At 42.2% G+C, this 12,924-nt stretch carries 9 protein-coding genes, 2 tRNA genes and 3 rRNA genes; 10 read left to right on the forward strand and 4 right to left on the reverse strand.

Annotated features, from left to right (window positions below; genetic code table 11):
* Window positions 1-70: 70 nt before the first annotated feature.
* Entirely contained in the window at window positions 71-850 is a 780-nt protein-coding gene (locus tag C4F49_RS10760; RefSeq protein ID WP_196935852.1) for a hypothetical protein, read from the reverse strand.
* A gap of 83 nt (window positions 851-933) precedes the next feature.
* Here C4F49_RS10760 and def point away from each other — a divergent pair, with 83 nt between their 5' ends.
* Window positions 934-1,524, forward strand: coding sequence for a peptide deformylase (gene def, locus C4F49_RS10765; RefSeq protein ID WP_196935853.1), 591 nt, complete (start codon window positions 934-936; stop codon window positions 1,522-1,524).
* A gap of 3 nt (window positions 1,525-1,527) precedes the next feature.
* Here the strand turns inward: def and C4F49_RS10770 are convergent, their stop codons facing one another.
* Window positions 1,528-2,139 (reverse strand): trimeric intracellular cation channel family protein, encoded by a 612-nt coding sequence (locus C4F49_RS10770; RefSeq protein WP_196935854.1) that lies wholly within the window; start codon window positions 2,137-2,139, stop codon window positions 1,528-1,530.
* Window positions 2,140-2,637: 498 nt separating this feature from the next.
* Between C4F49_RS10770 and C4F49_RS10775 the strand changes: the two genes are divergently transcribed.
* From C4F49_RS10775 to rrf, 5 genes are all read left to right on the forward strand, one after another.
* Window positions 2,638-4,167: ribosomal RNA gene (locus tag C4F49_RS10775) — 16S ribosomal RNA — on the forward strand.
* A gap of 232 nt (window positions 4,168-4,399) precedes the next feature.
* Window positions 4,400-4,473, forward strand: a tRNA-Ile gene (locus C4F49_RS10780).
* Window positions 4,474-4,610: 137 nt separating this feature from the next.
* Window positions 4,611-4,684, forward strand: a tRNA-Ala gene (locus C4F49_RS10785).
* 222 nt (window positions 4,685-4,906) lie between these two features.
* Window positions 4,907-7,797, forward strand: a 23S ribosomal RNA gene (locus tag C4F49_RS10790).
* A 156-nt stretch (window positions 7,798-7,953) separates the two neighbouring features.
* Window positions 7,954-8,065 (forward strand): 5S ribosomal RNA (gene rrf, locus C4F49_RS10795).
* Together the 16S, 23S and 5S rRNA genes with 2 tRNA genes alongside form the textbook arrangement of a ribosomal RNA operon.
* A gap of 226 nt (window positions 8,066-8,291) precedes the next feature.
* Here the strand turns inward: rrf and C4F49_RS10800 are convergent.
* On the reverse strand, window positions 8,292-8,765 hold the full coding sequence (locus C4F49_RS10800; protein ID WP_196935855.1) for a DUF1572 domain-containing protein: 474 nt from the start codon (window positions 8,763-8,765) through the stop codon (window positions 8,292-8,294).
* Between the two features lie 21 nt (window positions 8,766-8,786).
* Window positions 8,787-10,658 carry a CocE/NonD family hydrolase gene (locus C4F49_RS10805; protein WP_196935856.1) on the reverse strand — a complete coding sequence of 624 codons (1,872 nt, stop codon included), beginning with the start codon at window positions 10,656-10,658 and terminating at the stop codon, window positions 8,787-8,789.
* A gap of 137 nt (window positions 10,659-10,795) precedes the next feature.
* Between C4F49_RS10805 and C4F49_RS10810 the strand changes: the two genes are divergently transcribed.
* Genes C4F49_RS10810 through C4F49_RS10825 form a run of 4 tightly spaced genes read left to right on the forward strand, consistent with a single transcriptional unit; the run spans window position 10,796 to window position 12,904 of the window.
* Window positions 10,796-11,311, forward strand: coding sequence for an RNA polymerase sigma factor (locus tag C4F49_RS10810; protein ID WP_196935857.1), 516 nt, complete (start codon window positions 10,796-10,798; stop codon window positions 11,309-11,311).
* Complete coding sequence (locus C4F49_RS10815) at window positions 11,277-11,897, forward strand: hypothetical protein (RefSeq protein WP_196935858.1); 621 nt, start codon at window positions 11,277-11,279, stop codon at window positions 11,895-11,897. The genes C4F49_RS10810 and C4F49_RS10815 overlap by 35 nt, the downstream gene beginning before the upstream one ends.
* Before the next feature lie 19 nt (window positions 11,898-11,916).
* The gene (locus tag C4F49_RS10820; protein WP_196935859.1) at window positions 11,917-12,393 is read left to right on the forward strand and encodes a DUF4252 domain-containing protein; all 477 of its coding nucleotides are present in this window, start codon (window positions 11,917-11,919) and stop codon (window positions 12,391-12,393) included.
* Between the two features lies 1 nt (window position 12,394).
* A complete protein-coding gene (locus tag C4F49_RS10825) occupies window positions 12,395-12,904 on the forward strand; it encodes a DUF4252 domain-containing protein (protein WP_196935860.1) in 510 nt (169 codons plus the stop codon).
* The last annotated feature ends 20 nt before the right edge of the window (window positions 12,905-12,924 follow it).

Here is a 12,924-nt window from a genome sequence, read left to right on the forward strand (position 1 = left end):
ACTATTTTATTGTTAGATTGTAGTTTGATATCGTTTTAATAAATTTAAATATAGTAATTAGAAATCTATTTTAAAGTTCAAGAACCATTTTTATACTGCCGCTATTGCTTTTCACAAAACCTTCGCCGTTTTTTTCTCTTAGTAAAAGGGCATCTTCTTTTGCTTTAAAAATCATTCGCTCGTTATTTCTGACGTAATAATATTGCGGTTCTATTCGTCCTTTTTCCTCGAATCCCAAAGTCGTTAAGGTCGAACTTTGCGTCCAATCCAAGTCGACATAAGTCATCAAGTCATTTGCCGAAAAATCCTTTGCAAAGGATTTGATTAATTTTGACAATCCGCCAATAACAAGGATCGAGTTTTTATGGCAGAATCGGATTAACTCAAAAGAGCGATAATTTTCGTCTTTCCCAATCATTTTTCGGCCTCCGCTGAACACCGCAATCGAGACCAGCTCCCCTTCATAAAACAAACCATACCTATATTTTCCAGAAATAGGAAGTTGTATATGATGCTCCTCTTGAAATTCCAATGCAACTTTCTTATTGATGCGGGCAACAACCGTATTTCGAGCAAACAGTTTTGTTTCACAATGTATAATTCCTTTCAGCCTCGCTACAATCTTATCAAGAGATTGGTGAATTTGATCCTCATCCAAGTGGACGCATTGTTTTGAAGTTTGAGTTTGTATTCTTTGCTCAATGTGATTGGCATAGCAGTAGATTTCATAGTCAAAATCATCCAAAACAAGCAGAAAAACACCTTCTTGGATTTCTTCGATTGCCAAATTCTTATCGAAGCTTGACAAAATAGCTTGTTCTATTTTTTGAATGAAATGTTGTTCGCTCATTTGTGCAAATATAGGCAATGTGTTAGGTTGAGCTGTCGTAATAATAAATTAATTGATACCTTTGTAAACGAAAAAATTTAAAGATGAAGTTACCTATTGTTGCATACGGAGATCCGATTTTAAGAAAAAAAACCGAAGAGATTGACGAAGACTATCCTAATTTACAGCAGCTTATAGCGGATATGTTTGAGACAATGTATGCTGCGAATGGAGTGGGTTTAGCTGCTCCGCAAATTGGACTGGCAATACGTCTGTTCGTAATTGACGCATCTCCTTTTTCGGATGATGACGAAGATGGTCCGGGCGATGCAAGCGTAAAAGATTTCAAAAAAGTAATCATCAATCCTATAATCGTTGAAGAATCAGGTGAAAAATGGGCTTTTAATGAAGGTTGCCTAAGTATTCCAGATATCAATGAGGAGGTTTTGCGCAAACCGAATATTGTCTTGAATTATTTGGATGAGAATTTTGAGGAGCATGAAGTGGAATTATCCGGTCTTGCTGCCCGAGTTGTTCAGCACGAATACGATCACATTGAAGGAAAGCTTTTTATTGACAAAATCTCTGTGCTGAAAAAAGCCATGATCAAAGGAAAGTTAGATGCTATCGCAAAAGGTCGCGTCAAAGTGGATTACAAAATGAAATTTCCTCAAGCCAGCAAAAGAAAGGTTTAAAGCCTAATTTCTATAGTTTCCTATACTCGGCAGTGATAGTTTGTATTTTACAGCAACTATGCGAATGATAAATACTAACGCTGCGCTGAAGAAAATATTAGCTGACTGGTCGATTCCTACCGAACGTAAAATCACATAGAGAATCGCGCCGGCCAAACAGGCCGTCGCATAAATTTCTTTATGAAAGATTAATGGTGTTTCATTCAACAGCGTATCGCGAATAACGCCTCCCATGACAGCCGAAAACATACCTAAAACCACCGCGGCAACTTCCGAACTTCCATATGATAAAGATTTCTGCACACCAACAATACAGAAGAAACCAATTCCGATCGCATCAAAGAAAAACAGAGTCCGCGCAAGTTTGTCGATTTGTTTGTTCGCAACAATAGAGATAATCACCCCGATAAGAATGGCCAAAAGATAATTCCCGTCATCTACCCATACCGGCCGAAGGTTTAAAAAAACATCTCGTAAAGATCCTCCACCTATAGCCGTTACGAATCCGGTGAAGGTTGCACCAAACACATCGATATGCTTTCGGTTAGCCGCCATAGCTCCCGAGATAGCAAATACCATTGTTCCACAAAGATCGACCAGGTAAATAGGATCCATTTCAATATTCGATTAGATATGCAATAATAGCAAAAAAGACACAGCTTAAATAAATTTGAAATTAGTTTAAGAAACTTAAAATTGTTTTCTAAAAGCTTTTGTCTTGCTAATCATCTACTTAGGGTAGCTTAATGGATTTAGCAAGGCTGTTCAAACAAAATAAAACAAAAAAAGTTTTGGAGGTTCGGAAAAGATTTCTACCTTTGCAGTCCCAACGGAAACGAAGGGATCCAGAATCGCAAGGATTTTGGGAACAACAACGAAAAGATTGAGCTATTTATAGCGAGGTTATATAAGCAGAAGCGCGAAGCGGATGCGATAGAAGTTCTTTAAGAAAATGATCATGTAAACGCAGCGAGTAGCTTGAGAGAGCGAAAGTTCGCAAGGAAGAATCAGTTCTTCCGAAAAATTAACTTAAGCCTAGTCAGATCGGATTAGAAATAAACAAAGACAATTCTAATTATTTTATAGATAGTTAGGTGTCGAACACTACATTTTACAATGGAGAGTTTGATCCTGGCTCAGGATGAACGCTAGCGGCAGGCCTAATACATGCAAGTCGGACGGGATTCAGTTGTTAGCTTGCTAACAACTGATGAGAGTGGCGCACGGGTGCGTAACGCGTGAGCAACCTGCCCATATCAGGGGGATAGCCCGAAGAAATTCGGATTAAGACCGCATAAGAATACAGGATGGCATCATCTAGTATTTAAATATTTATAGGATATGGATGGGCTCGCGTGACATTAGCTAGTTGGTAAGGTAACGGCTTACCAAGGCTACGATGTCTAGGGGCTCTGAGAGGAGAATCCCCCACACTGGTACTGAGACACGGACCAGACTCCTACGGGAGGCAGCAGTAAGGAATATTGGTCAATGGAGGGAACTCTGAACCAGCCATGCCGCGTGCAGGATGACTGCCCTATGGGTTGTAAACTGCTTTTGCCCAGGAATAACCCTATCTACGAGTAGATAGCTGAATGTACTGGGAGAATAAGGATCGGCTAACTCCGTGCCAGCAGCCGCGGTAATACGGAGGATCCGAGCGTTATCCGGATTTATTGGGTTTAAAGGGTGCGTAGGTGGCCCATTAAGTCAGTGGTGAAAGACGGCAGCTCAACTGTCGCAGTGCCTTTGATACTGATGGGCTTGAATATTGATGAAGATGGCGGAATGAGACAAGTAGCGGTGAAATGCATAGATATGTCTCAGAACACCGATTGCGAAGGCAGCTATCTAAGCAATGATTGACGCTGATGCACGAAAGCGTGGGGATCAAACAGGATTAGATACCCTGGTAGTCCACGCCCTAAACGATGATAACTCGATGTTAGCGATATACAGTTAGCGTCTTAGCGAAAGCGTTAAGTTATCCACCTGGGGAGTACGGTCGCAAGATTGAAACTCAAAGGAATTGACGGGGGCCCGCACAAGCGGAGGAGCATGTGGTTTAATTCGATGATACGCGAGGAACCTTACCCGGGCTTGAAAGTTAGTGAATTATCTAGAGATAGATAAGTGAGCAATCACACGAAACTAGGTGCTGCATGGCTGTCGTCAGCTCGTGCCGTGAGGTGTTGGGTTAAGTCCCGCAACGAGCGCAACCCCTATGTTTAGTTGCCAGCACGTCAAGGTGGGGACTCTAAACAGACTGCCTGCGCAAGCAGCGAGGAAGGTGGGGACGACGTCAAGTCATCATGGCCCTTACGTCCGGGGCTACACACGTGCTACAATGGATGGTACAGCGGGCAGCTACATAGCAATATGATGCTAATCTCTCAAAGCCATTCACAGTTCGGATTGAGGTCTGCAACTCGACCTCATGAAGTTGGATTCGCTAGTAATCGCGTATCAGCAATGACGCGGTGAATACGTTCCCGGGCCTTGTACACACCGCCCGTCAAGCCATGAAAGTTGGGGGTGCCTAAAGCATGTAACCGCAAGGAGCGTGTTAGGGTAAAACCGATAATTGGGGCTAAGTCGTAACAAGGTAGCCGTACCGGAAGGTGCGGCTGGAATACCTCCTTTCTAGAGTATCCGCATTTGGTGCTCGCTGCGTTCACACATGGTTATAAGAAATTGAATAGTACTGAAGTATTTAGTATAGAGTATTTAGACAAAAACAGCAAGCAGATGATCGGAAACGATTTCCGCAGACGTTTCTAACTACTACTATCTAACTACTAATTACTATAACAGGAAACAGTGCCCGCCCCAAGATATTGGCAGTAGGTTACCCAGAGAGATAAGAAGATAAGCTAGTCCCGTAGCTCAGTTGGTTAGAGCACTACACTGATAATGTAGGGGTCAGCAGTTCAAATCTGCTCGGGACTACTAAAGATAGTATGGAAGTATTTAGTATCTAGTATTTAGAAAGGACAACAGTTATGTCATGGAGATTGATTCTCCATCTTAACAGGAAGCCATGAACGTTCTAACTACTGTTATCTAACTACTAGCTACTAAAACAAGGGGAATTAGCTCAGCTGGCTAGAGCACCTGCCTTGCACGCAGGGGGTCATCGGTTCGACTCCGATATTCTCCACTTGTGAGCTAGAGCGATAAGCTTAAAGCCCAACAAAGAGTTCTTTGACATATTGAAAGAAAAAAATTACAAGAGAAGACAACAGTAGAGACGCTGTTCTGGAGTAATAGGAAAAAAGGATATAGGAATGGGCTTCGGTCTATATACTAGATACTATATACTATATACTAAGAGGACAGCAATCAAAAGCATCTTATAGCTTAGCAAAAGGGGCTATAGGAGAAGAAAGTAAATAAGGGCACACGGAGGATGCCTAGGCTCTCAGAGGCGAAGAAGGACGTGATAAGCTGCGATAAGCTCCGGGGATTAGCAAATGTGAGCAGATCCGGAGATTTCCGAATGGGGCAACCTAGCATACTGAAGGTATGTTGTATAATACGCGAACGCGCTGAACTGAAACATCTAAGTAGGCGTAGGAGAAGAAAATAATAATGATTTCCCAAGTAGTGGCGAGCGAACGGGAAAGAGCCCAAACCGCACTTGTTACGGCAAGTGCGGGGTTGTAGGGCCACGACATTGCATTGCAGCTATGAACTGGAATCTGGAAGGGAAGCCAGGACCATAGGGGGTGATAGTCCCGTACAGGTAAAGAATTGCAGCATAGTGGTACCCTGAGTAGGGCGGGACCGGAGAAATCCTGCTTGAATCTGCCGGCACCATCCGGTAAGGCTAAATACTCCTGAGAGACCGATAGTGAACCAGTACCGTGAGGGAAAGGTGAAAAGAACCCCGAACAGGGGAGTGAAAAGAACCTGAAACCGTGTGCTTACAAGCGGTCGGAGCAGACGAGTTCTGTGACGGCGTGCCTTTTGCATAATGAGCCTACGAGTTACTCTTATCTGGCAAGGTTAAGCGATCAAGTCGCGCAGCCGAAGCGAAAGCGAGTCTGAACAGGGCGCATAGTCAGGTGAGGTAGACGCGAAACCTTGTGATCTACCCTTGGGCAGGTTGAAGGTGCAGTAACATGTACTGGAGGACCGAACCGATAAACGTTGAAAAGTTTCCGGATGACCTGAGGGTAGGGGTGAAAGGCCAATCAAACTGGGAAATAGCTCGTACTCCCCGAAATGTTTTTAGGAACAGCGTCGGTGTTGAGTCTGCTAGAGGTAGAGCTACCGATTGGGTGCGGGGGAGTCAAATCCTACCAAATCCAGACGAACTCCGAATGCTACGCAGATATAACCGGCAGTGAGGCTTTGGGTGCTAAGGTCCAAGGCCGAGAGGGAAAGAACCCAGACCATCAGCTAAGGTCCCAAAATATAGTCTAAGTTGAACTAACGAGGTCCGGTTGCCCAGACAGCTAGGATGTTGGCTTGGAAGCAGCCATTCATTTAAAGAGTGCGTAACAGCTCACTAGTCGAGCGGCCGGGCGTGGATAATAAACGGGCATCAAGATTATTACCGAAGCTATGGATTTGCATTGAAAGATATGCATCTGGTAGGGGAGCATTCTATAGGGGGCGAAGCAGCATGGCAATGTGCTGTGGACTTTATAGAAAAGCAAATGTAGGCATAAGTAACGATAAGGCGGGTGAGAAACCCGCCCACCGAAAGACTAAGGTTTCCTGATCAACGCTAATCGGATCAGGGTTAGTCGGGGCCTAAGGCGCATCCGAAGGGAGCAAGCCGATGGACAATGGGTCAATATTCCCATACTTTTATTGACTGCGATGTGGTGACGGAGTAGTGACACTGCCGCGGACTGACGGAATAGTCCGTTAAAAGGCGTAGGTATAGGGACGGTAGGCAAATCCGCCGACCCTGCTGAAACCCAATAGTACAGCAAAGCTTCGGCGGCGCTGATAGAGCAGGTAAGCAGACTTCCAAGAAAACCCGCTAAGCTCCAGGTCAATAAAACCCGTACCGTAAACCGACACAGGTAGTCGAGGAGAGGATCCTAAGGTGCTCGAGTGAATCATGGCTAAGGAACTCGGCAAAATGGCCCTGTAACTTCGGGAGAAGGGGCGCTTCCTCCAGCGATGGAGAAGCCGCAGTGAAAAGGCCCAGGCGACTGTTTAGCAAAAACATATGGCTTTGCAAAATCGAAAGATGAGGTATAAGGCCTGACACCTGCCCGGTGCTGGAAGGTTAAGAGGGGATGTCATCGCAAGAGAAGCATTGAATCGAAGCCCCAGTAAACGGCGGCCGTAACTATAACGGTCCTAAGGTAGCGAAATTCCTTGTCGGGTAAGTTCCGACCTGCACGAATGGTGTAACGATCTGGGCGCTGTCTCAGCCATGAGCTCGGTGAAATTGTGGTATCGGTGAAGACGCCGGTTACCCGCAACGGGACGGAAAGACCCCATGCACCTTCACTATAGCTTAACATTGGAATTGGGTACAGGATGTGTAGGATAGGCGGGAGGTAATGAAGCGGCTTCGCCAGGAGCCGCGGAACCGACCTTGAAATACCGCCCTTTCTGTATCCGGTTTCTAACTCGGTCTAGCCGAGGACATTGTTTGGTGGGTAGTTTGACTGGGGTGGTCGCCTCCAAAAAGGTAACGGAGGCTTTCAAAGGTAAGCTCAGTACGCTTGGTAACCGTACGCGGAGTGCAATGGCATAAGCTTGCTTGACTGTGAGACCAACAAGTCGACCAGGGTCGAAAGACGGACATAGTGATCCGGTGGTTCTGTATGGAAGGGCCATCGCTCAAAGGATAAAAGGTACGCTGGGGATAACAGGCTGATCTCCCCCAAGAGCTCATATCGACGGGGAGGTTTGGCACCTCGATGTCGGCTCGTCACATCCTGGGGCTGGAGAAGGTCCCAAGGGTTGGGCTGTTCGCCCATTAAAGTGGCACGCGAGCTGGGTTCAGAACGTCGCGAGACAGTTCGGTCCCTATCTGTTGTGGGCGCTGGAAGTTTGAGTGGATCTGACCTTAGTACGAGAGGACCGGGTTGGACGAACCGCTGGTGAACCTGTTATGCCGCCAGGTGTATCGCAGGGTAGCTACGTTCGGAATAGATAAGCGCTGAAAGCATCTAAGTGCGAAACTAGCCTCAAGATGAGACTTCCTTAAAGGGCCGTAGAAGATGACTACGTCGATAGGCTGCAGGTGTAAAGGTAGAGATACCATAGCTGAGCAGTACTAATCACCCGAAGCTTTCTCATAGCAGAGACACTGTTGTCTTCCTCTTTGATATGATTTTCTTTCAATAGTCATTAGATTAGTGCTTAAGTATATAGTATTTAGTATATAGACAAGATAAGGCTGAAGCCAAGAGTTCTAACTACTAACATCTAGCTACTAGCTACTAATAAAGATATTCAGGTGCCTATATCGGCGGTGTCTACCTCTTCCCATTCCGAACAGAGCAGTCAAGCCCGCCAGAGCCGATGGTATTGCCGTAACAGGTGGGAGAGTAGGTCGGTGCCTTTTTTTACACAGAAGCCCTTGCTGGAAACAGACAAGGGCTTTTTGCTATAACAGTTTTTTTTGAGGGAGCAAGGAATAAGGAACAAGGAGTAAGGATTACTTGGAGATTTGATATCCAATTTTATAAAATCCGCGATTGGTTCATTCAGGCATAAAGTATATATGCATCCAATTAAATCCTATATAAACAAATGGAATAGTATAATACGTATTGAGGTATAATAGATAATTATTGACTTACGGCCAATTTCTTTAATAGTACAATTTGCCCAAGATGGTAATAACAATGTTCAATCATGCCTTCTAAATTACGTAGATAGCTTCCATATTTTTCTTCAACAAACACGTTGTCCAGTTCCTCATTATTTAATTTTTCGAAATGTAGTGCCAATTGCTCACAGTTATTCCAAAATCTATTTAGAAAGCCGTCCCAATCAGATTGAACCGTTAATGGCTTAAAGTCGAAACTAAACTTGTCTTTGATATCCAAAGTCCTAAAATCAAATACTTTTAGAACTCCTTCCACATAATAGTTGATATGCTGTGCAATAGTCGCAATTGTATTTAGCGTTCCGACTTTTGCATTGGCTATAGATAAACTCAATCCTTGTAATTCCTGTCTATAGTTTGTATTGGCTATAAAAGTTCCGTGGAGAATAACTTCTCTAAATCGATCTGCAAGTTGTTTTGAGCTACTTTCCATCGCTTTAATATTTGTGAAAGATTAATTTAATTTTCCAAAAGTTACCTTGCTTTCATGCTGATTATCAAAATAGATCCTATGCGTATTTTTAAGGTAATCTTCCGCTTTGGCTTGGTAGATATCCATAAATTGATTTGGATTGCGGTCGACTAAAGGAAACCAAGAATGCTGGATTTGCACCATCAGCTTATGTCCCTTCTTGAACGTATGTCCAATATCGGGCAAAGTTAAATTTACCGCTGTAATTTCATTCGGAACAAATGCCTCCGGTGTCGAAAAGCTATTCCTAAATTTGCCTCTTAAGATTTCACCTCGAACTAGCATCTGATATCCTTGCATCACTTTTGTTTCCAAAATGGGCGATGTAATCGTCGTCGTATCTGGATATACATCAATTATTTTAACAATAAAATCTGCATCCGTTCCGGTCATCGAAACATTTAGCTCCGCTAACACTGGACCAGTTAAAGTTAAATCCTCTTCCAATGCTTCGGTTTGAAAAGAGATCACATCTGGGCGATTGGAAACGAAGCGCTGATCATCAATCATGTATTCTCTAGTCCGGTTCGTAATCACGCCCTCTTGAAAAGGGACAGGCTTATTTGGGTTGCTCTCGTATTCAACAAAATTAGTCTCTTTGCTATTTTTTTCTTTCGTTAATGTCCCGTGCTCATTTAAAAATAAGGAAAAAGCAGTAGCGTCTTTTGGAGGCCATTGTTTAAAAGATTTCCATTCATTGCTTCCAGAAATAAAAACATTCGCCTCAGCGGGATTAAAATCTCCTTTATCTTTCAGATAATAATTGAAGAATGGCAATTCAAATTTCTGCTGATAATCCAAACTCGTCTTTTGATTGAAACGGATGTCTCCAAAACTGTCTCCATTGCCACGCACCCAGCCACCATGAAACCATGGACCTGCGACTAAGATGGATTTATTTTTGGGATTTTCTTTTTCAATCGCTTTGTAGGTCGCAAATGTTCCATAAGCATCCTCAGCATCGAAAAAGCCTCCAACAACCATCACAGCTGGCTTCACGTTCTGTAGATGATTCGTAATTGTTCTCGCTACCCAAAATGTATCCAAGGTATTGTGTTTCGCTAAATCGTCCCAAAACTTGACGGTATGGCTTAGGTAGTCTTTTTTGATTCCGCTTAATGTTGGGTTTTCCAAAAAGAATTTGTAATAATCTTTCGACGGCAAATCAAAACCTTTATATGTGTTTTCCGCTGGAGTAATCGGTTTTGGTCTTGGTGCATCGAAAGTATACATAAACCGAAAAGCATCCATTAAGAATAAGGCACCGCCATGATTAAAATCATCTCCGATAAACCAATCGGTCACTGGCGCCTGAGGCGAAACCGCTTTCAAAGCCGGATGCGCATTCACTAAACCCGTTGTGGAATAAAACCCAGGATAGGAAATTCCATACAAGCCAACGCGTCCATTATTTTGATTTATGTTTTTTAACAGCCAATCGACCGTGTCCCAAGTATCTGTGCTTTCATCAATTTTTAGGTTATTCTGCTTTGTTGCCGTAGGACGGATATTTTCAAATGTGCCTTCGCTTTTCCATTTCCCGCGAACATCTTGGTAAACAAAAATATACCCTTCTTTAGTCATTCCGGGAAAGTTTCCTAGATAGGCTTTTACATTTTCTTCCCCATACGGTGCCACAGTATATGGCGTTCTATTCATCAGGATAGGCATTTTTTCTTTGCTATCTTTTGGGATATAAATGGCTGTAAATAATTTGACGCCATCGCGCATTGGAATTTCACGTTCGATTTTTGTAAAATGTGCTTTTACATACTCTTCATTAATCTCTTGGGAAATACCTATTTTTATGCTAAAAAAGAATAAAAGGAAAAGAATCTGAACTTGTTTGATCATGGTAATCTGAGTTGATTTTACAGCGGTCAATGTACAAAAACTGTTTGACTATTTTTTCTTCTGACTTTGTAAAAAAATAATTGCGCAAGCATGCAATGGATTGCAAAGTTAAATCGTCTACCTATTAAATGACACAAATGGATCAATCTACTTTTAAAAATACGGTATTCATCTTAAAGGATAAGCTATATCGTTTTGCGAAAAGTATGCTGAAAGATGAAGAAGATGCATTTGATCTAGTTCAGGAAATGTTATTGAAGTTTTGGCAAAATAGAGACGAATTAAGTAAAGTGAATAATATAGAAGCTTACGCGATGCGTTGTGTGCGCAATGAAATCGTCAACAAATCGCGTCATGCTAAAGTAGTTCAGCTCTTTCAAAATCAGTTATTCGAGCGGGTCCAAGATGCTGAATATCCGGCAATGACAAAAGAGATCATACTTAAACTGATCAACGATTTGCCAGAGAAGCAAAAAGCGGTAATCCACTTGAGAGATGTCGAAGAATATGAAATCGCTGAAATTAAAGAGGTTTTGGGAATGGAAGAAAATGCAATTCGAAGCAATCTAATGCGTGCTAGAAATAAGGTGAAATTCGAATTGCAAAAAATATTTGATTATGAAAAAGGACAAATTAACAGAATCGGAAGATAAATATTTGAATGGAGCTACTTCTTTGGAAGAGGAGCGTCTGTTGAAATCACAAAATCAAGAGCCGATGTTCAAGGGTCTGAATGAGATTTCCAAAGATAAAATGGATTTGGATTTTGACGAATTCATGGGCATTGCGACAACAGAAAAGGAAATAAACACATTGCCGAATAAGAAAATAGCGAAACCTATTTTTTGGAAATACGGAGCGGTCGCAATGGCTTTGCTAGTTGGATCCCTGTTTTTAATCAATTCATTTCAAACAGAAAATGCGGATTATCCTGAACAAGAAAAATTGGTTGCTCAGATTTTAAAGGCAGAACCTAGGGCAGAACTCGTACCGGATAAAGTCATTGCGACAGCAGAAAAAAGACAAATAACTAAAGCCAAAAAACAACACGTAGCCGAAAAAGAGCCGGAGATTTTGGAAACAGCTCAAGAAGCTTATGTTATCGTAAATGGAAAGCCCATTTATGATGAAGCAGAGGCAGAGAGAATCACCTTGTCATCGCTGAAATTACTTGCGAGCAACATGAGCGATGGAAAATCGGCTATGGATAAAATGAAATACATATCAATTGAATTATAAAACGCAAAAAATAGAAACCATGAAAATAATATTTAGCCTGCTTTTGTTGCTGTTTTCCACAGTAGCAAATGCCCAAATCTCTGCTTTGGATAAAATTTTTGAAACTTATCAAGAAGCACAGGGAGTGACATCCATAAAAATCGGGAAACCGATGTTTAATGTGATCAGTAAATTTAATATTCAGGATGATGATCTCAATCAGATTCGACCTTTGCTGACAAAGATAAACTCCATCAAAATGCTGATCGTTGAGGATGGGGAAAATAATATCATTCAAAATCAAGTGAAAAATGCATTTAATAATATCCATTATGAAGAGCTGATTTCGATCAATAGCGAAAAGAATAAAGTGAAATTTCTAGCGCAGGAAACGGAAGGCGACGTGCTCAAAAACCTTTTGTTGAATATTTCAACCGAAGGAAGTACAATCTTTATGATTTTGGACGGCGCGATTTCGTATGCCGATATTAACAAACTAGTTGCTGAGGAGAATTAATATGAAAAGATTACTTTATACCTTCTGTGCGATTGCTCTACTATTTAGCATGCAATCCTGTTATGTCAAACGCGGATCCAATATGAGCTTTGTCGATCGATCGTTAGCTGGCCGTGATGCTGAAATTGTTTCGATGCGAATGCCGATGTTTCTTGCTAGACCTTTTATCGTCAAAGAATTGGCTTCCGAAGAGAATGAGTTGGTGAGAAAAGCCATCTTGAATATCAAAAGTGTCAAATTTATGGCCTTATCGAATGCGCAGAATACGGATCGCATTTACAAAAGCTTCTCGAACTACCTGGACCATCAGAACATGGAAGAATTCGCCAGCCTGTATAGCGACGGTAGCCGGATTTCGATCAATGGAAAGATCAAGAAGAATAAGATTAAAAAATTATTGCTTTGCATCTCCGATGATCAAGATCAAATCTATGTAGAAGTGAAAGGCAATTTTTCGATGGATGATATCTCGAATTCAATCAATGTCTACGAAAAGAAATCATCGCTATAATTCAGGAGGCAAAAACTGCT

It is taken from the genome of Sphingobacterium hungaricum, assembly GCF_015210005.1.
Taxonomy (GTDB): Bacteria; Bacteroidota; Bacteroidia; order Sphingobacteriales; family Sphingobacteriaceae; genus Sphingobacterium; species Sphingobacterium hungaricum.